At 55.9% G+C, this 20322-nt stretch carries 12 protein-coding genes; 5 read left to right on the top strand and 7 right to left on the bottom strand.

What is annotated here, in order from left to right; translation table 11 throughout:
- Window positions 1-120 precede the first annotated feature (120 nt).
- Window positions 121-639: an OsmC family protein gene (locus OSO_RS0115245; protein WP_010584116.1), complete on the bottom strand. Its 519-nt coding sequence runs from the start codon at window positions 637-639 to the stop codon at window positions 121-123.
- 158 nt (window positions 640-797) lie between these two features.
- On the opposite strand from OSO_RS0115245, the gene OSO_RS43630 reads away from it, so the two are divergent.
- Window positions 798-1910, top strand: coding sequence for a glycosyltransferase family protein (locus OSO_RS43630; RefSeq protein ID WP_010584115.1), 1113 nt, complete (start codon window positions 798-800; stop codon window positions 1908-1910).
- 57 nt (window positions 1911-1967) lie between these two features.
- Here the strand turns inward: OSO_RS43630 and OSO_RS0115235 are convergent, their stop codons facing one another.
- Complete coding sequence (locus OSO_RS0115235) at window positions 1968-3359, bottom strand: aspartate aminotransferase family protein (protein WP_010584114.1); 1392 nt, start codon at window positions 3357-3359, stop codon at window positions 1968-1970.
- A gap of 763 nt (window positions 3360-4122) precedes the next feature.
- On the opposite strand from OSO_RS0115235, the gene OSO_RS50820 reads away from it, so the two are divergent.
- Window positions 4123-4458, top strand: coding sequence for a spore coat protein (locus OSO_RS50820; RefSeq protein WP_157605201.1), 336 nt, complete (start codon window positions 4123-4125; stop codon window positions 4456-4458).
- A gap of 148 nt (window positions 4459-4606) precedes the next feature.
- Here the strand turns inward: OSO_RS50820 and recG are convergent, their stop codons facing one another.
- Complete coding sequence (gene recG / locus OSO_RS0115225; protein ID WP_010584112.1) at window positions 4607-6706, bottom strand: ATP-dependent DNA helicase RecG; 2100 nt, start codon at window positions 6704-6706, stop codon at window positions 4607-4609.
- Window positions 6707-7894: 1188 nt separating this feature from the next.
- Between recG and OSO_RS43620 the strand changes: the two genes are divergently transcribed.
- Window positions 7895-8242: a DNA polymerase ligase N-terminal domain-containing protein gene (locus tag OSO_RS43620; protein WP_010584109.1), complete on the top strand. Its 348-nt coding sequence runs from the start codon at window positions 7895-7897 to the stop codon at window positions 8240-8242.
- A 38-nt stretch (window positions 8243-8280) separates the two neighbouring features.
- On the opposite strand, the gene OSO_RS0115200 is transcribed toward OSO_RS43620, so the two are convergent.
- The 4 genes from OSO_RS0115200 to OSO_RS0115180 all read right to left on the bottom strand — a co-directional run bounded on the left by OSO_RS0115200 (window position 8281) and on the right by OSO_RS0115180 (window position 14946).
- Window positions 8281-9441: a hypothetical protein gene (locus OSO_RS0115200; RefSeq protein WP_157605200.1), complete on the bottom strand. Its 1161-nt coding sequence runs from the start codon at window positions 9439-9441 to the stop codon at window positions 8281-8283.
- Window positions 9442-9773: 332 nt separating this feature from the next.
- Complete coding sequence (locus OSO_RS0115195; RefSeq protein WP_010584107.1) at window positions 9774-11924, bottom strand: HEAT repeat domain-containing protein; 2151 nt, start codon at window positions 11922-11924, stop codon at window positions 9774-9776.
- A 177-nt stretch (window positions 11925-12101) separates the two neighbouring features.
- Window positions 12102-13388: a Gfo/Idh/MocA family protein gene (locus tag OSO_RS0115190; RefSeq protein ID WP_010584106.1), complete on the bottom strand. Its 1287-nt coding sequence runs from the start codon at window positions 13386-13388 to the stop codon at window positions 12102-12104.
- A gap of 1102 nt (window positions 13389-14490) precedes the next feature.
- Window positions 14491-14946 (bottom strand): SecDF P1 head subdomain-containing protein, encoded by a 456-nt coding sequence (locus tag OSO_RS0115180; protein ID WP_010584105.1) that lies wholly within the window; start codon window positions 14944-14946, stop codon window positions 14491-14493.
- A gap of 883 nt (window positions 14947-15829) precedes the next feature.
- Here OSO_RS0115180 and OSO_RS0115170 point away from each other — a divergent pair.
- The gene (locus tag OSO_RS0115170) at window positions 15830-16963 is read left to right on the top strand and encodes an efflux RND transporter periplasmic adaptor subunit (protein WP_010584103.1); all 1134 of its coding nucleotides are present in this window, start codon (window positions 15830-15832) and stop codon (window positions 16961-16963) included.
- Window positions 16964-17017: 54 nt separating this feature from the next.
- The gene (locus tag OSO_RS0115165; protein WP_010584102.1) at window positions 17018-20188 is read left to right on the top strand and encodes an efflux RND transporter permease subunit; all 3171 of its coding nucleotides are present in this window, start codon (window positions 17018-17020) and stop codon (window positions 20186-20188) included.
- The last annotated feature ends 134 nt before the right edge of the window (window positions 20189-20322 follow it).

The following is a 20322-nucleotide window of genomic DNA, read 5'->3' as shown; positions in this document are numbered from 1 at the left end:
CTGAAATCCAAATCCCCTCGATCATCCTTCCGCAGGAAGCTGGTCGAGGGGGTTTTTGTTTTGAACGGCAGGCGATCGTTGATCATCGCCGCAGATTCCGTTTGACGATCTTGCTCGCTATTAGGCCTCGTGGGTGACCCGCTCAGACCGACTGATGACCCGTGGTGAGTTCTTCAACGTTTGGTAGACAACGCAGTAACGCTCTGCAAGTTCGATCAGCTTTTCCACCTTTTCTGGCGCGGCGTCCGTATCGAGTTGAAACGCCAGGCGAATCTCTTGGAAGCCGACAGGGACGTCTCGACTGATCCCCAGAGTGCCGCGAAAATCGACGTCACCTTCTGCGACAACTTGGCCGCCTCGTATCGGGATCTCCATGGCCGTTGCCACGGCACCCAGCGTGACCGCCGCACATCCGACAAGCGCATGCAGCAGCATTTCGGCAGAGCAAGCCTTGGTTCCATCGCCTCCGGCGCAGGGATGCAGTCCCGCTGTCTGCGGAGGGACCGAGAAGATCAACTCGCAGGTCACATCCGGCCCCAAGGTGCCGACGGCACGCAATGTCTGCAGGGCGGACGCAGGATTGTCTTTGAATTGGTTCTTCAAGGGGGCTTGAAGTTCGCGAAGCTGAACGCTGTTCATGGTCGTTATCCTGGATGAAAACTTGTCGGTCTTTCGATCGTATCCGTTCCCTGTATTGCATCAAGTGCGCCTGCCCCGGCGAAGGCTGATGACGACATTTTCCCGCGTTCGAGTGTATACTCCCGCCGACCGAGGTCGCTCAGTGTAAGGAGATGCGGGTGGCAAAGATCTTCTACAGCATGGCCGGCGAGGGGCGTGGGCATGCCGTCCGTGTCCTGGCACTTGTCGAGCAACTGCGTCATCAGCACGAATTGGTGCTGTTCGCTCCTGGTGATGCGTACGATTTTCTCGTTCGCCAGTATGGTGACGGGCGATTTGCGAACGTGAAGCTGATTCGCGTGCTGGGGCTCAATTTTCACTACACCGGTGGAAGGCTCGATCTGTTCAAATCGACCGCCGGCGCATTGACGTTCGCCATGCGTGAACTGCCAACACTCGTCCAGGCGATGTGTCGCCAAATCGAATTGGAGCGGCCCGATCTGGCGATCGCCGACTTCGAGCCGATCTTGCCGCGCGCGGCGAAGCTGACCGGACTGCCTTGGATGAGCCTCGATCATCAGCATGTGTTGCTGGCCTACGATCTTGGAAAGCTTCCACTCGTTCTCCGCCGCTATGCATGGTGGATGAGCTGGGCGGTGAGATGGTTTTACGGCTGGGACAATGCGGTACCGGTCGTGTCGTCATTTTACTCGCCTCCGCTCAAACGTGGCTTTGAGCATGTCCGACAAGTCGGTCCGATGCTGCGGAGTGAGATTGTTTCGGCGATATCTACGACGGGCGACTATCTCTTGTCCTATCTGCGCCCCAATACCCCGCCGAGCGTGATTGATGCTCTGGCACGTTGCGGTTGGCCGATTCGCATTTATGGGCTTGGTTCATTGCCGCCGCGCGGTGGACTGACATATCACGCCATTGACGAGCAAAAGTTCGTCCATGACCTGACCCACTGTCACGCCATCGTCAGCGCCGCTGGAAATCAATTGCTGGGTGAAGCACTGCACTTAGGGAAGCCGTTCTTCGCGCTGCCTGAGGGAATGCACCACGAACAGCAGATCAACGCCTGTTTCTTGAAACAGATGGGGGCAGGTGACTGGACGGTCATTGAGTCCTTCCGGTCAGAACGGCTGACGCAGTTTTTGAGTCAACTGGATGACTACCGCCGCAATCTGACACCGCTCATCGGACAGCTGAACGGCACACCCGACGCACTTTCCGCGATTGAAAATTGTCTATCGAAACGTCGAACTCTCGATCTGGCTGTCTCGGCGTGATTTCGCGGAAGTAAATCGGATCGGACGAAGAGGTCACCCGATCCGAATGAACGGCACTCATTTCAGTTTCTTCGCCAGCGATGACACGAGATCGTACAGCAATTCGAGCGAGTGGTTGGCCTCGGCAGTCGTAATCGTCAGCGGCGGGCTGACGCGTAAGACTTTGCCGGCGAGCGCTCCCAGCAAGTGAATTCCAACGTTGTCCCGGCCGATGTAACACGCTTCAACGATCTTTGCAGCGACTTCCGCCGGGGTCAACGAACCGAATGGTGCGCATTCGAATCCGAAGACCAGGCCTTCACCGCGGACGTGATTGACCAGGCCGGTCGACTTCAGACGCTCAAGCCCCTTAAGGAAAATCGGGGTCAATTCACGCGTATGTTTTAAGACTTCGGTCGATTCAAACTCGTCGAGCGTCGCAAGCACCGCGGCACAGGAAAGTGGGTTTGCGCTCCAGGTGTCCGAGGCTTCGCCGTATTTCATCACGCCAAAGACATCGCCTCGCGTGGCGACTGCCGCGACGGGCACGCCATTCCCCAGTCCTTTCCCCAGGACGACCATGTCGGGTTCAACCCCGTACGCTTCGAAGGCGTACATCGCACCGGTGCGTCCGAAGTTGGCCTGCACTTCGTCGAAGATGAACAGCATGTCGTGCTCTCGACAGAACTGCTGCAGCATCTGGTGATAACCCGCAGGAGGGTGGAAGCTGCCGCCCCCGCCAAGATAAGGCTCGGTGATCAAGCAGGTCAGCTTTCGACCAAACTGCCGCCACAACTCGTCGAGTTCATTGCGGTATCGATCGAGATTGACGGAATCGGTGCGATAACCCGCGTCCAGAATCTCTTCCATCGGAAAGCTGATGAATTTCACGCGCGGGTCACGTTCGGCATCCTTCTCTGAGCCGGTGACGGCGTTCGCCAGCCCCTTCTTTCCATGAAAGCCAAATCGCGTTGCCACGATCATGTCGCGGGTCCGATCGCGGGCCAATGAGGCCCACAGCGCCTTCTGGATCGCTTCTGAGCCCGAGGCGGCCCAGACGATCGTGTTCAATCGATTGCTGCCGGGGCTTCGATGCAGATTGGCGAGCAACCGCTGCACGGCCTGGGTCTCGACTTCCGTGATTCCGTTATAGGCCGTCATCGTCAGTGCCGGGACGTAGTCATCCGCTTGCGCCGGCTTGCCGCTGAACAGGTCCGCCGACCATCCCATATATTTTCCAAAGGACTGCATCCACCGTTTGGGATTGTGGCCCAGATTGGCGACCAGCACACCGGAGGAATAGTCGTACAGCGTTCGACCTTCTGGAGTCCAATGAAAGACACCTGCGGATTTGGCGAAGACGGCTTGCGATGGCGTGAAGGTTCGTAACGCGACCGGCTCGGTCTCAGCGATAACTCGGCGAACGGCGTTGGACTGCGTTTCACCCGCGAATTCAATCAAGTGCGTCACGTCTATCAATTCCTCGATACCAGAAAGTCGTTGTCGTCCTGCCACGGCGTCTGGGTAAGCCCTGTCGCCGGAATCTCGCTCATCTTCCTTAGGTCAGGTGTGCTGGCTTGCGCCGACAAAGTCCTGTTGCTTGCCCGACACTCCTGAATGTTCAGACTGAATTGTCTCCCGCCACTTGAGAGTATTCCAAATCTTGCTTGGCGGATAAAGGCAACTCTTGATTCCCTTGCCGTTTTTGACGCGGATTGTTCAACACTTGTTTGGGCAAATTCCGGATTCATGACATCGTCGCGGAAGCCTCCGTCGGCTGAACGCGTTCCGTTGTTCCGTTGCGACGAGTCGCCGTGCGGCGATTCTCGAACTTCAGATCGTGTGGACGGACGGTTCAAGTTCCGCCGGTAGAGTCGCACTATTCGGAATCGTCGTTCGGCTGAACGGTCGTGCGCGAGGGCATTCGGCCGAACTGGCGATAAGTGATGTCATTTCCAATCAATTCGATGACATGCGCCGTGGTCGCTACGTGTCGTGCTCCATTTCCTGTGCAACGCTTGAGCGATGCCTGCATGAAGGCTGTCAGCAAGAATTGCCTGTTTCTCAGGTCATTGCTGGGCAAGTCGGCTCAGGAGCGGATCGCGATGGCGTGCTGATCACGGCCGCTTCCGAACCCAACAAATCGTATTTCAATTTATTGGCACGCTGCATGCGATTACCTGTCTGCCGTGCGATCGGGATGATGAACAGTTTCCAAGAAAGGGACAGAATCATGTTACGCAAAACAGTTCTCGGGATGGTGGCAGTTGCTTCGATGTTGGTCCTGTCCGCCGGAGTGGCATCGGCGAACTACGGTCATGGGCATGGCCATGGTCATGGGTATGGAAATCATGGCTACGGATATCGTGGTGGGTACGGCGGTGGATACGGTTACCGCCCACCCGTCGTAGTCGCTCCTGCTCCGATCTATGGGTATCCTGCCGTTGGCGGGTATGGCTATGGCGGCTGTGGTCCGCAAGCGGGGTATGGTTATGGCGGTTACGGATATGGTCGACCAGGCGTTGGTGTGGGTGTGACCACTCCTGGGTTCGGTTTCTATGTCCGGTAACGCACGCCATTCCTGATTGCCCGTTGATTGCGTGAGAAAACGGGAGGGCACGAAGAGGGCTAACGGCTCTCATCGCCCTCCCACCAAGTTTGATCTGTCTCGTAACAGGCCCCGTCAGGATCGTCTTGATGGGGCCTGTTCGTTGATGTCAGCCGCTTTGAGGAAGGTTCATGATCTGGCTGAAGCGTTCGAGCACGCAAATCTTCAGGGGCGCGTACTCGGGTTCGTCGAACTCGCCGGTTTCGACAAGATTGAAGGCCGCCGTTCGCGCTTCCAGCAGCAGTTCGCGATCGCGGATCAAATCCGCAACTCGCAGCGGCAATGATCCGCTTTGCCGAACGCCCAGCACATCGCCCGGACCGCGAAGTTCGAAATCGACCTCGGCGATCCGAAAACCGTCGGATGTGGATTCCATGGCGGCCAATCGTTTCGTCGCCTCGGGAGTGTCGGTGTCCGAAAATAGGAAGCAGTATCCCTGGAACTTACCGCGACCAATCCGCCCCCGTAGCTGGTGCAGTTGCGACAGGCCGAATCGTTCGGCCTGATTGATGACCATCACTGTTGCATTGGGGACATCGACACCCACTTCGATGACGGTCGTGGCGATCAGCAGGCCCAGCTCTCCTTCACGAAACGCATCCATCGTGCGTGATCGGGCGTCACGATCCTGTTGGCCGTGAACGAGTCCGACTCGGAACTCTTTGAACTCGCCCTGTGACAACTCTCGATAGACGGCTTCGGCGCTCCCGCTCGCATCAACGCCCATCGGCAATGTGGCATTCTCTTCCACGCGAGGGCACACGACGTAAGCCTGACGGCCTTCACCCAGTTTCTTCTTGATGAACTCCCATGCTTTCTGGACCGAACCTCGTCCGAAGACACGACTGGTGACAACTTTTTGACGACCGGGTGGCAAGTCCGAGATCGAAGTCAGGTCGAGATCTCCAAATTGAGTCAAACACAAGCTGCGTGGAATCGGTGTTGCCGTCATGACGAGAACATGGGGCGAAACGTCGCCGCTATTGAACTTGGCTCGCTGCATCACCCCAAACTTATGCTGTTCGTCGATGACTGCGAGCCCCAGTTTGTGAAAGCGAACGGCGTCCTGGATGACCGCCTGAGTACCGACCACAAGCTGAGCGGTCCCGGTGGCGATTTCGTCGAGCGTGGTTCGGCGCTGTGCGGCGGTCAGCGATCCTGTCAGATAGCGTCGGGTGACACGACTTTCGGCCAGTAACTGGTCGATCGTTTGCCAATGCTGTGATGCCAGGACTTCGGTCGGGGCCATGATGACCGCCTGAGTTCCGGCAGCAATTGCCACAAGCATTGAGTACACAGCGACAGCAGTCTTCCCTGCTCCAACGTCCGCTTGAAGCAGGCGATGCATCGCCTGTTCTTTCGCGAGATCTTGACTGATCTCATTGACGGCGTGGTTCTGTCCTGCCGTGAAGTGGAACCGGAACAAACGTCGGATGCGGGCATCCACTTTCGCGGTCGTCGGCAGGGGAATCGCGGGACGATCCTTTTTCCAGAACCGACGGCGCATCGCCAGCCCCAATTGGAACTCGAGCAGATCGTCAAACAGAATGCGGCGCATTCCAGAGCGGTGTTCGTCGACCGTATTCGGAAGGTGGGCTTGCTGCAGCGCATTTGCCAGCCCGATCACGCGCGCCCGTTCTCGAAACGATTCCGGCAGTGGGTCGGGGATCAGGTGAGCGTATTCTTCGACAACCCCCTTCATCAACCGCCGCATCTCATGCTGTGCGAGCCCCTCGGTCAGCGAGTAGACCGGCAGGATTCCGCCACCATCACCCGGATCGTCTTCGCCCAGCCATTGGATGCGTGGGTGAGAAAACTCCCACCGTCGCGAACTGAACTTGGGCTTGCCCGATACCAGCAGCCGTTGGCCCAGCTCGAACCGCTTAAACATGTAAGGCTGGTTGAAATAGACTCCACGGATGAATCCACCATCGGCCTGCAGCAGGACCGCAACCATCGTCTTGCCAGTCGAGGTCTCTTTGGCATCGCGATCGACGACGACCCCGAAGACGGTCTGCAATTCGCCTTCCTTCAATTCAAAGACAGGCGTGACGTGTGAAAGATCAAGGATGTCGCGCGGCAGGTTGAACAGCATGTCCGTGACGGTGATCAACTGCATGCGCGCCAGTAATTCGGCTCGCGCTGGACCCACTCCGCGAACAAACTGAGCGGGGGTCTGCAATGGATCGCTGGAAGGATTCACGGACATGGCGGCGTAGCGCGGGCTAAGGGTGTCAGAGAGGCGTAACCATCGGAGGCAGGCAAAAAAAAGGGGGGGCTGGAAATCCAACCCCCTCTTGCTTGTTGTAGTACGGGTGTCACGTGAGTGACACAGCGAGGCGTGCGGTCAAGCCGCGGCCTTTGCAGCGAAGCACCTGAAAATCAGGCCTTCTTCGCAGCCTTCTTGACTGGAGCCTTCTTGGCGGCAGCCTTCTTCGCTGGAGCCTTCTTAGCCGGAGCCTTCTTAGCTGCTGCTTTCTTCTTAACCATTTTAACAAGCCCTCTATTCCAAGAGACCATGAGTGACTTGTCTCAACCGCTGACGCACCGGGCTAAGCAGTTCGGTAAAGACTTATCGCTCACATCGATTCCTTTCGACCTGTCAACCATGACAGATCGCGACTCAGCCTCGTCATGATCACCGTCGTTATCGACTTCGTCGTTAACTTGTCGACTCCATCAGGTCGCGGCAGCGACTTTCTGTTGTCGACTTGACAGTGACGTTATCACGAGAACTGACATCGAACTGGGCGTCATCCTACGTATTTCGTTTTTTTGTTCAAGCCATTTCTGCTCATTGCGACGCAGAAAATCGACGTTTTTTCAAACTTGATCATCGCGCGAAGGCCATTGATCGCTGCAGATACCGGCATCGTACCCTCGGATGTTTCGTCAAATTACGACGTGTGTAGTAGAATGACGTCGCTGTTCATGTGGCCGTGTTCCGCAGCAGATCGCATGCGCCGAGTGCCGTAAAACGTAGTGTTTTCGACGTGATTGTTGCACGCGACGCTGAATCGCTCATCGCTGATCATTCCTGATGATAACGCGACGTTGCTCGTCTTCCGACGTGTGATCCGATGATCGATCGAAGCGTCGTCGCACGCCGCGCGCTCTCTTCTCACATTTTTTAAAAAATGAGAGTCGTGATTGAACGTGATCCTCGTTGCGCGCGCTGAATGACGCGCGTTGATCGTCGTGTGATGACGTCTCGCATCGTGATCGTCGTGTGTGATTATGATCGTCGCATGAGTCACATGTTGGTGGGACGTCGATCGCGATGCGCGTGTCCAAGCTGATCGTGGCCTACACAACGAGACCTTCAAATGACTATCGTCGATGACCACGATCACGAACCCTCCACACCGAATCCGTTTGTTCCTTGAGGTCGCTCGACATGCTTCGCTTTGCCATTCTTTCGCACGATTACCCCTCGCTGCATTGGGATTTTCTGCTGGAAAACGGCGATAAATGCCGAACATGGCGGTTGTTGAATGCCCCCGATGCGACCTCGGGTGAGATGTCTGCAGAAGAGATTGCCGACCATCGACTGTTCTATCTCGACTACGAAGGTCCGGTCAGCGGTCAGCGTGGAAGCGTCACACGATGGGATGCAGGCACGTTCGAGTGGCTGAGGAATGAAGCGGATCATTGTCTCGTTCTTCTTGATGGACATCGCTGGCACGGACGCGTTCATCTTCGGCGTGAGCAAGGAGCCATGTGGGTTTGTCGACGCGACGCGTAAACAACTTCATTCGCGCGAGTCATCGAGTGCTCGCGCTACTAGTAGCGAATGCCGACGCGGATCATGCTGGTATTGCTCAGATCGAACGACGGTGTCGATCCTGCGAACTTGATCTGTCGATCGAACACGTATCCTCCTTCCGTAAAGAAGGTGTAACGACCCGAGTCCCAGCGCAAGCCGAGGCTGACGCGTTCATCCGTCATCTGCATGCGGTCGCTGTAGCCCGGATCACCCACGATCGCCTGCCAGGCCTCGGCGGTGTACTCGGCCTGTCCATACAACCAGAAGTCGGCGTTCCAGCGATGGCCCAGGAAGTAGCTGATTCGTGATCGCGGGAACAAGATTCGGAATTCCCATCGGTCATCGGGAGTCCAAATGACTCCCGTGTGAGGGACGATAAGCGTGTTGACGCGATCCCAGATCGCCACCCCGCCAACCAGGCTAAGTTGAGGCGATGCCTTGTAGGTCACGACGACGCGCCCGTCGAAATTGAAGGCGTTGCGATCGAGTCTCGCTTCATAGGTTTCGACAATCTGGGGATGGAAGGCAATCTGACCACTCCACGGCCCGTCGTTGAAGAAACCGAGTTCCAGGTCCGTCGAAATCTGATCGACTTGGGCAGGCAGGTCGACTCCGCCTGGTCCATCCCACCAACGCGCATTAAACCAACCCGTTCCGCTGAAGATCACCCCCGGGTTGATCACCTGCGAATACTTGACGTACGAATTCCATTCGACAATCTTCATGTCGCCGGTCGTCCCTTGCGCCGATGCGGCGGGAAGGACGGTGATGTCGTTGTAGCTTAGCCAGCCCAGCCGATAACCCTGTGGCCCACATGAACCTGTCCCCATCTGAAACCCGAAGGGATCGTAGTAGCAGGGAAGGGTCGTCACGTCTTCAGGGGCGAAAGGGTTCATCGACCTGATGAATCCGCTGACGAACTCGCTTTCCCAAAAATCGTCACAGCAATAGCCTGCCACCGGGGGCGGCATCCCGTCTGAAACGGTTTGCCCACGCACTGTCAGTGGTCGTGAATGTGCGGGGTCATCTTGTGCGAAGTACGAAGTTCTCGCGGATTTCTGGTCTGCGTCTGTTGGTACCGCGATCTCACTCGCCGCCCAAGGCACGGCGTCACCGATAAAAACTTGACCTGGGTCGGTCCCCCAAATCGAGACGGCGAGCATTAATGTAGTCAACATGACGCGCGTGTTTTAATCAGTTTTCGGAGATCGGGCGAGCCGAGTTTTGTGTGACGCCATCAGGATTTAAGAGTACGGATTGATCGCTGTGATCCGTGCCCGTCGCTCAACGCCACCTATCTCGTCGACATCGAACGCGAAATATCACGCCATCAGATGACACTTTCGTCAGCCATTGCAAACACCAAATGAATTCACGACTCGACTTGACTGACCGTCAGGGTCGCGACAGTCGGCATCCATAATGCAGTCAGCCTTCGGCAATCTCTGCTGAAGGCTGACTGTTCAAACTTATGTCGATTTCAACGAATCGTCGTGCGGCCGATGCTGCCTTACTTCTTCGGGACAGGTGTCGGGAAGATTAGCAGTGCATTCTCGGCGAATGAGAGTTCTCCCGCTTTGTCGTCGACCTTGTACTGGATCTTCAGCTTCTTCGCCGCCCCTGGTGCCGGGTCGCCACCGAAGCTGTCGTTGTAGTTCTCTGATGGCAGAGTCAACAATGGCGATTCACCAACCTGCTTCTGCAATATCTCGGTGACATCTTTCAGCGACGTTCCGGCCCCATACTCGGCCTTCACGATTTCGAGCTTCGTCTTTTGCAGTTCAACACTGTTCAATTGTTCCCGCACTTCGGCCGCGTTGCCGCCCAGCTTCTGGGCGATGACCAGTGTTGCCTGATAAGCATCGTCCTTGACTTCCGGCAATTGAATGGCCTTGATCGACATCCGCAACGTTTCTGGGTGTGGGTACCGCTTGAAGACGTCGAGCACCAGCTTTTGTTCTGCAGGACGGCGGCATGCTTCGAATGCCTTTTCGCAGATGACCATGCGGTCCTTTTCCTCCATCGCAAACTGACGTGCGATCTTGATGTATCCGCGCATGGCTCGGATCTGGAACTTTTCGGCGGGAGCCGTCTTGGCCAGGTCGAGCAGGACAGGCGCTGCGTCGATCGTCATCCACTCGCCCAGCAACTCACTGGCGACGTCTTGAAGCTGCGGATCATTGTTCTTTGCGGCGGCGGCGATGGTCTGCAGTGCTTTGGTTCCCGAGACTTCGCCCAGGATCTTCAGCAGCACAATCTTCGTCGGAACCGAAGTGCGTTCTGTGGCGGTTGCGAGTTCGGTCGCACAGGCTTCGCGATCTGGCATCCGAATGCTGGCTGTCTTGAGTGCCGCTTGTGCCACGGGGGCGTCTTCGGCATGTTTCGGTGTCAGGACCTGCTTGATCAGAATAGAAAGCTTGTCAGGAGTTACGGTCGCTCCCAACGATGTCAGAGCGGCGCTCCGCACGGCTCGGTCGGAATTTTCCAGCGCCTTGGTCAGGATCGGCAACGCCGCAATGCGTCGCTGGCCGATCAAGTCGAGCAGCAGCGAATAGACCTTTGGTTCTGGCTTTGCCAAACGGGCCACGATCTCTTGATCAACACTCTCACCGGGCAGTTCAATCAGTGACTTCTTTGCCGTTGATGCGACGTCGGCATCGGAGTCCAGGGCCGATTCCAGCAGAGATGGCAGGCAGGTTGGATTGCCGACTCGGCCCAATGCCGAGATCGCGGCGATGCGAACGATCGGCTTCGAGCCACGTCCAGCGGCCTTCATGATTGCGGCCAGGACGACGGTTTGTGGACGATCGGCCATGGCGCTGATGATGAGTGCCGCATGTTCGGGAGAAGCCTTCGCCATTTCCGTCGCCAGAGCTTCGTCCACTTGGCGTCCTGGGAACTCGCGTGCGGTCGTCAATGCGATGGCAAACAGTTCCTTGTCAGGTGACTGGAACTGTTCGATCAGTAGTGGGATTCCTTTTTCACGGCGAGCAAGGATCGAGCCTCGGGTTGCTTCGAGGATTCGCTGCTTGGGAAGTTCAGCCTTGCGGATATCGTCGTAGATCGCGACTGCTTCCACATCGTGTCCTTCTGCCAAGGACCGTTCCGCAGCCAGCACGCATCCTTCGGCAACGGCGGACCGCACGGTGGCAGGAGCTGATGCCAGCAATGGCGTCAGTACTTTAACGGCCGCACTGTTGCCAATTTTTCCCAGAGCGACAGCCGCGGCCGAAGCGACGTCGGCATCGGGCCCTTCCAATCGCTTCGACAACAATTCGACGGCACTCGAGTCACGGCGAACACCAATCGAATTGATGGTGCCGATCAGGAGGTTTCCTTGAAGCGATTCCGTCGCGGTTCTCAGGGCTTCATCCGCTTCGGACCCGGGGATCACTTCCAGCGGAATCCGCGCCCAGGACGCGAGTTGTTCATTGGTCAGCAGCTTGGCCAGTTCTGGAACGGCCTTGTTCGTGCCGTGAACGGCCAAATGTTTACAGGCCAGCGCCTTCTCTGCGGGAGGAGCCTCGGACTGCAGCAGTGCAATCAGCTCGGCTTCTTTTTCGGGCGATGGGTCGTTCGCGGCATGGGTCGTGGTGATCGTCGAGACGACGATGACAACGAAGAGCGATGCAAGGGAAAGGAATCTTCGAGGCAACAGCATAGGTGCGTTCCGATCATCTGGTGGCTGGCAATTCAGCGCAAGAAATATCAATTCACCGACGTACATGGACGTGCGGCGGATTACAGAAGAAGGACGGTTTCGATGCCGGACGGCCCGCAGTGTGGTGCGGGCCGTCGACGCGGCATCAAGTTTCCGTCGCGAACTGTCCCGTCAGGGTCAGATTCGCCAAGGTTCGCGCAGTGCTTCTGAACGCAACCGATTCGCCTGCTCGTCGCCAATGAACTCGTTCGTCTTCGGATCGAGCTTCACCTGGCGGTTGAGGAACAGCGCGATGTTCGCCGCGTGGCAGGCGATGTGAGCGTTGCAAGCCGCTTCGGCATTCCCCTTGGGCTGACTGCGTGTCTTCACGCAATCGAGGAAGTCGCGCACATGGAACGTGGCGGGATAGCCATCGATCTCGGCCACCGTCCGACCAGCCAGCAGGCTTGGTGAGCTGAGCACCATTTTGCCGCTGTCTCCCGTTTCCACCCAACCGGTTTCGCCTTCGAAGCGGACAGGGCATGACCCGAGCGGGATCCAGCCTTTTTCACGGAAGATCAGTTCCACGCCGCTTTCGTAACGTGCGACCAGTTCACCGTCTTTTGGTGCGTCGTATTCAACGGGAGCGGGAACGTCGCCGACGGCCCATTGGCACAGGTCGACGCAGTGAGAACCCCATTCCAGCACGCCACCGCCGACCAGTCCGCCACCTTTTTCAAAGTTGAAACCATCCAGCAGCTTCGCGTTGAACGGCCGCCAGGCTGCGGGGCCCAGATACATGTTCCAGTCGACGACTTCTTGTTCAGGTTCGGTTTCGGGAACGAGCCAGCCACTGGTCATCGCCTGCATCCCGGCTGGGTGCGCGTAGACCTTTTTCATTTTGCCAAGCTTGCCGGTACGAGCGAGCTCGCAGGCGAACGCGAAGTGTGGCAGGTTTCGGCGTTGAGTCCCCGCCTGGAAGACGCGGCCCGTTCGCTTGATCGTGTCTTTCAGAATCAGGCTTTGAGCGATGTTCTTCGTACAAGGCTTTTCACAGTACATATCCTTGCCGGCTTTGGCGGCGTACATCGCGGCGGTACAGTGCCAGTTGGGACCGGTCGCAATCAGGACGGCATCGATGTCTTTGCGATCGAGCACCTCGCGGAAGTCGCGATACATTTCGCAGTTCGTGTTGCCGTACTTTTCGTCGGCGATCTTCTTCACAGCGGTCCGGCGCTTTTCTTTCACGTCGCAGACCGCGGCAAACTGAACGTCTTTCTGCTCCAGGAAGCAACCCAGGTCGTATGTCCCGCGGTTACCAATCCCGATCCCGGCGATGATCACGCGTTCGCTCGGCGGCACGTTGCCATCCAGGCCCAAGGCGGAGCTCGGGATAATCATCGGTGCAGCAAATGCTGCAGCCCCTGCCGAGACTGACGCTTGCAAAAACTGGCGCCGATGAAGCTTCGAGACGTTTTTCGACATAACAGCTCTCCGGGTGAATCGGGATAGAAGGCGGCAAGGGCTCAATCTGTTGCGAATCATGCGTTCACACGGATTCACATTCGACGTTGCTTGGAGTTGCAACGTTTCCGCGTTGAGGAATTCGAGCCCTCGACATTCACGGGTTCCACGTAAATGTCCTCGATTTTCACGCTTGTTTTCTGAAAATCCGGAACGTTTGCGCTACCAGCGTATCCAGAAACTGCAATGAGAACAAGATGCAGCCGGGTTGATGCGTTCGCCCTCGACGCCGGTTGTACTGACATTGCACTGACAGAACCTGAACCGCATCGGGCGGCGTTCATCTGGCTTTTTTCGCAAGATGTCAAATTTGTTGAAGCCCACCCCCTAAGAAATCGGGAATACCTTGAGCATCTTGATCGACCTGTTGCGATTTCCTCTGTGCCACAAGGATTTACGTGTGCTCGTGGACTGAGATGCCGTTGAGCACCTTGATCGACTTGAGCATCTTCCGTGATCCCTCCCTTGAGGGCCTGCTTCGGAGTTGCTTTCAACCGTAAATGCAACCGCAGACTTTTGTACACCCAACATTGAGAGGCGATCGGATGTCGATCGTGCATCGATGCAGCCGGCGTTGAAAGCGGCCATTCGAATATCCCTTCGCAGCATGTTTGATTGTCTACTGTGCGTGTCTAACAGCCTGTTGAAGTCACGGGGACTGGCTCCGGCCAGACTCAAAAACGCGATGACTATCGTGAATGCCAGGGTGCATGCCCCGCTTACTTCAACAGGCGGCTGATTCACTGAGCACGGTCAGATGCCACTTGGAGCACGGTCCAATTGTCCGTCTGCGTCCCTCGCGCCCGCACACATTGACGATCTTACAACCTCCGTTGATTGAGTCAGCACCAAGTTGGTCCAATCTTCCAAATGATTAGAAGACTCGTCGGGCTTAGCCGTTCACAGTCCGAAGAGCGGGGGGACAGGCACATTTTCCCGGTTCAAATGGAATCCACAGTGCATCAACTAGGGGAAGCCTGCTCTTTACCGCGGGAAAATGAGCCAGTCCCCGGTCTGTGGACGGTTACAATCGGGCGATGTCCGCAGTGTCGATTTCCTGACGCTACTCTTTGGTCAGCGCGTCCAAGGTCACTTCTAACTTGTCACCAGAAATGCTGACGCTGTTCGACAACGTCGCGCGAATGGCGGGCGCGCTCACGATCTTATCGTTGACGGCGATTGCGAGCCTCATTCCATTGGGGGTGGCCGTTGCGGCGGAAAGTTTGCTCGCACCATTCGGTGTCAGGTTCACGTTGAGTCTCTTTTGATCCGGCATATCTGCTGAAAGGGAAACCGATTCGACGTCCGACGAAGTAATCACGGCGGGTGTGGTCAGGTAGATTGTCGTCCCTGTTTGAGGATCCGTGTCCGTTTTCGTATTCGCGCCGCCGGTCGCCGACACCACGTAGAGTTCAAACGTCGCCTTCTTCGCCAACGGCCGGGGAATGGATTTATTGTTTTTGGCGTCGCACCCCATCAGCAGCAACATCGACGTCGCAATCATCGCAATCGTTCGCATGACAGATCTCCACTGGAAGTTGCTCAAGGAACCGTGTGAGTAACCGTTCACACGCGGGGGACTGGCTCATTTTCCCGCGTCAAAGGGAAGGCTAACAGTCTGTTGAAGTAACGGGGACTGGCTCCGGCCAGCTTAAAAAACGCCATGACATCGTCAACGCCAAGGTGCCTGTCCCCCTTACTTCAACAGACTGCTAACCAGAGCGATGCACTGTGAACTCCGTTGACCGGGAAATTGTGCCTGTCCCCCTCTCTTCGTGCCCCCCGCTCGTTGAGTTGTAAATGACGACACCCTGTGGCGACTTCGTTGAGACTCGTTGCAATTGAATGTCGATCAAAACAAAGCCTGCGGCCTCAGCCCGTGACCTCTCAACGGATTCTGGATCGTAGCGGTTCACGGAGTACCGTTCGCAATCCAACCAGATAGGGACGGCTAACAGCCTGTTGAAGTAACGGGGACTGGCTCCGATCCGATTCAACAACGCCATGACATCTTGACCGCCAAGGTGCCTGTCCCCCGCGCTTCGGGCTGTGAGCGGTTACACCGTCTGGCGGCTTCGTTTGGACTCGTCGCGATTGAATGACGATCCGAAACAAAGTCTGTGGGTTCAGTCTTTGACCTTGTAACGGCTGCTTGGTTGTTCTGTCACAAGTTTGATTCCTGAGAAAATCGTTGGAATGCGCAGACGCTTGATATTCGTGAGTCATCAATTCAGACTTGCCGACGTCGGCTTGTCTGGATTGTTTGGTCGCCATTTGTGTTGAAGTCAGGGGGATAGGCACCTTGGCATTCTCGATGTCATGGCGTTGTTGAATCGGATCGTGGCTGGTCCCCATTACTTCAACAGACTTCTAAGACTCGTGCGTGTGAGAGGACTGTTCTGGTGAAACCCAATCCAGGATTTCTGCCATTGTTTCACGAACGGCCACGCGGCGATGTCGCCACGCTCCTCTTGATTCTGTGCCCGTTGTTCGTGCTTGGCTGCGATGCTCAAAATGCCGAGCCCGCGATCGAGACACACACGATTGTGGTGACCAAGCCTGAAGTGAGGTCCATCACCTTAAACCAGCGGTATGTCTGTCAAATTCACTCAAGGCGACATATTGAGGTCAAAGCTCTTGAACGCGGCTACCTTGATGCGATCTCGGTCAAAGAGGGGCAAGAGGTCAAAAAAGGTGACGAGCTCTTCAAAGTCATCCCCATTATCTATAAGGCCAAGTATGACGCCGAATTGGCCGAACAAGCGATTGCACAGATGGAGTTCGACTTTTCGCAGAAACTCTCGACGGAGAAAGTCGTCTCCACGAATGAAGTGTCGCTAGAAAAAGCCAAGCTACTGCGTGCCAAAGCCAAGACGGAATTGGCGGCGGCGGAACTGAATTTCGCGACGATCAAGGCCCCCTTCGATGGGATCATTGACCGACTGCAGCATCAGGAAGGAAGCCTGCTCGAAGAGAGCAGTACGTTAACGACCCTGTCAGATAACAGCCTGATGTGGGTCTATTTCAACGTGCCCGAAGCACGCTATCTGGAATTTATGGCCGACAAAGACCAGCACGGGCCAGAGATGAAAATCGATCTCGTCCTGGCGAATGGAAAGAAGTTTTCCCAGGAAGGCACGATCGGGGCGATTGAAGCAGACTTCAATAACAGGACTGGGAATATCTCGTTCCGCGCCGATTTCCCCAATCCCGATCGCTTGTTGCGTCATGGCCAAACCGGAAACGTGTTCCTCACCCATGTGCAGAAAGATGCCATGGTCATTCCCCAGAAGTCAACCTTTCTGATTCTCGACAAACGCTTCGTGTATGTCGTCGACAAGGACGACATCGCGCGTCAGCGCGAACTCGAAATCAGTCACGAGTTGGACGACATCTTTATTGTCAAATCGGGAATCGAGGTCGACGACAAGATTGTTCTCGAGGGGGTTCAGCAGGTTCATGATGGTGTCAAAATTCAATACGAAACCCGCAGTGTGGCGCAGGTCTATGAAAACTTGAAATATCACGCCGAGTAACCTTCGATCATTCTGTGCGGTATTCCGAAAACGAAATCGAGTCACTCTGAAATCATGTTCGTGCAATTCCTCCATCGACCCACACTGGCGATCGTGATTTCGATCATCATCCTGTTCCTTGGGGGGCTTTCCATTCAGACACTGCCGATTGCGCAGTTCCCTTCGGTCGCCCCCACAAGCGTCGTCGTGACCGTCTCTTATCCTGGTGCAAGTGCGCTGGTTTTGGTCGATTCCGTGCTGGTGATTCTGGAGCAATCGATTAACGGCGTACCGAACATGCGGTACATGATTTCCGATGCGACCAGCGCCGGCGAAGGAACGATCACAGTCGTCTTTGAACCTGGGACGGATACCAACGCCGCGGTCGTGAACGTTCAGAATCGAGTGCTGACGGTCCGGAATAATCTTCCGCCCATCGTCGAACGCGAAGGCATCATCGTCATGCAGGCGATGAAAAGCATGTTGATGTATGTGAACGTGAACAGTACGAACAAGCAGCACACGCAAAACTTCATCTACAACTACACCTACGCGAACTTGTTACCCGAGATCAAACGCGTTCAAGGTGTCGGCAGTGCTCGTATCCTGGGCAATCGCCAATATGCCATGCGGGTTTGGCTGGACCTCGACCGAATGCGTGCGTACGACGTCTCGGCCGAAGAAATTATGCAGACGCTGGCGCAGCAAAGTATGATCGGCTCGCCTGGAAGGCTTGGCCAGGCAACCGGGAAGACCTCGCAATCGATCGAGTATGTCTTGACCTGGGTCGGGCGGTACAACAAGCCAGATCAGTACGAAGATATCATCATCCGTGCGAATCCCAAGGGAGAAGTGCTGCGCCTGAGAGATGTGGCGGACATTGAACTGGGGCCGTCGTACTACGACATCTATTCAGATATCGACGGCCATCCCTCGGCCGCGATCGTGCTGAAGCAATTGCCTGACACGAATGCGTCCGTCGTCATCGAAAACGTCAAGAAAAAGCTCGAGAAAATCAAAAAGGCATCGTTCCCGCCTGGGATGACATTTGAGATCAGCTATGACGTCTCGAGCTTCCTGGACGCATCGATCGAACAGGTGCTGCATACGCTGTTTGAGGCGTTCCTGCTGGTCTCGCTGGTGGTCTTCATTTTCCTTGGAGACTGGCGATCCACCCTGATTCCCACACTCGCCGTTCCGGTGTCGTTGATCGGAACCTTCTTCTTCCTGCAATTGTTTGGCCTCTCGATTAACCTGATCACACTCTTTGCCCTGATTCTGGCGATCGGGGTGGTTGTTGACGACGCGATTGTCGTTGTCGAAGCCGTTCACGCGAAGATGCATGAAAAGGGCCTGACGCCCTATCTGGCCACTCGAGAAGTCGTGACCGAAATCAGTGGCGCGATCATTGCTATTACGCTCGTCATGACGGCGGTTTTCATACCAGTGACGTTCATGACAGGACCGGTGGGAACCTTCTACCGGCAGTTCGGGATCACGATGGCGACGTCGATTGTGCTCTCTGGAGTCGTGGCGCTGACGCTCACTCCGGTCCTCTGTTCCATGATTTTGAAACCACACAAGAACGTTGAAAAACGTGGACCATTGGGGCGGCTCTTACATTTGTTCAATATCGCGTTGGAGAAGATCACTGGTCGATACGCCGCACTGCTCTCGCAGATTGTCACGCGACGCATGCTGACCATGATCTTGATCACGAGTTTTGGGGTGGGCATCTATCTCGTGAATACACGTCTGCCGAGCGGATTCATCCCGATCGAGGATCAGGGAATGATCTATGGAATCATTCAAACGCCTCCCGGCTCGACGCTGGAATTCACCAATTCAAAAGCCCACGAACTGAAAGAGCTCGCCAAGTCCATCGATAGCGTGATCTCGGTCTCGTCGTTGGCAGGTTATGAAGTGCTGACAGAAGGCCGAGGCTCGAATGCAGGCACATGCCTGATCAATCTGAAACCGTGGTCTCAACGCAAATTGACGGCGAAACAAATCATCGAGCAACTCGAACGCGAATCGACCAAAATCGCAGACGTCAAACTGGAATTCTACGAGCCGCCTGCGGTACCCGGGTTCGGAGCGGCCGGGGGCGTCTCGGTCCGTGTGCTCGACCAGACGAACACGGGAGAATATCAGCGACTCGGAGAAGTGACGGCGAAGTTCATGAGCGAGCTGCAGAAACGAAACGAGGTGAAAGGCCTGTTCACGTTCTTCGCCAGCAATTATCCGCAGTATGAGCTGATCATTGATAATGACGCCGCGATGCAAAAAGGGGTTTCGATCGGCAAAGCGATGGACAACCTGTCGATCGTGATTGGAAGTACCTGGGAACAAGGCTTCGTCCGCTTTGGCCAATTCTATAAGGTCTTTGTTCAAGCTAAGCCCGAGTTTCGACGTTACCCGTCCGACTTCCAGGATTTGTTCGTCAAGAATGAAGACGGCGAGATGGTTCCCTATTCGTCGTTCATGCAGCTTCAGCCGACCCAGGGTATGAACGAGATCAGCCGCTACAACCTGTACCCCTCGGCTGCGATTCAATGTGCACCCGCCTCTGGCTTCAGCAGCGGCGAAGCGATTCGAGCCATCAAAGAGGTGGCAGAGCGAACGCTGCCCCAAGGCTTCGACCTCGGCTGGGAAGGCTTGTCCTATGACGAAGAATCCAAGGGCAATCTGGCAATTTACATCTTTTTGATCGTCGTCGTCTTCGTCTACCTGGTTCTGGCTGGACAATACGAGAGCTTCATCCTGCCTTTGGCCGTGATCTTTTCATTACCCGTCGGCATCTTTGGGTCATTTCTCTTTCTGCGCATGATGGACCTTTCAAACGATGTCTATGCCCAGATTGGACTCGTGATGCTGGTCGGCCTGCTGGGCAAAAACGCCATTCTGATCGTCGAGTTCGCCGTGCAGCGACGCAACGAAGGCGAGAGCGTCAAAGACGCTGCGATCGCCGGCGCCCGTTTGCGGTTCCGTCCGATCCTGATGACGTCGTTCGCCTTCATCGTCGGCCTGATTCCCCTGGTCCGCGCGACAGGTCCGGGCGCCATTGGGAATCGCACCATCGGCACGACGGCAGTGGGGGGAATGCTGCTGGGCACCACACTCGGAGTCATTCTCATCCCCGGCCTCTACTACGTGTTCGGAACCCTCGTCGGCAAAGGCCGAAAACTCACCCTCGACGAATCCGACGCCCCGTTGAGTGAAACCGTGCAAGATCGAGCCGAGTAAAGTCTGGTCAGAAAATACGACAATCGAGCGTAACCGTTCACAGCCCGGGGACTGGCTCATTTTCCCGCGGTAGAAGGAAGGCATACCTTCGTCGATTTACTGTGGATTCCCATTGAACCGGGAAAATGTGCCTG

The sequence above is a fragment of the Schlesneria paludicola DSM 18645 genome, from assembly GCF_000255655.1.
In the GTDB taxonomy this organism is placed as follows: Bacteria; Planctomycetota; Planctomycetia; order Planctomycetales; family Planctomycetaceae; genus Schlesneria; species Schlesneria paludicola.
Note: the sequence above shows the minus strand (reverse complement) of the source record. Positions and strands in the feature narration are given on the sequence as shown.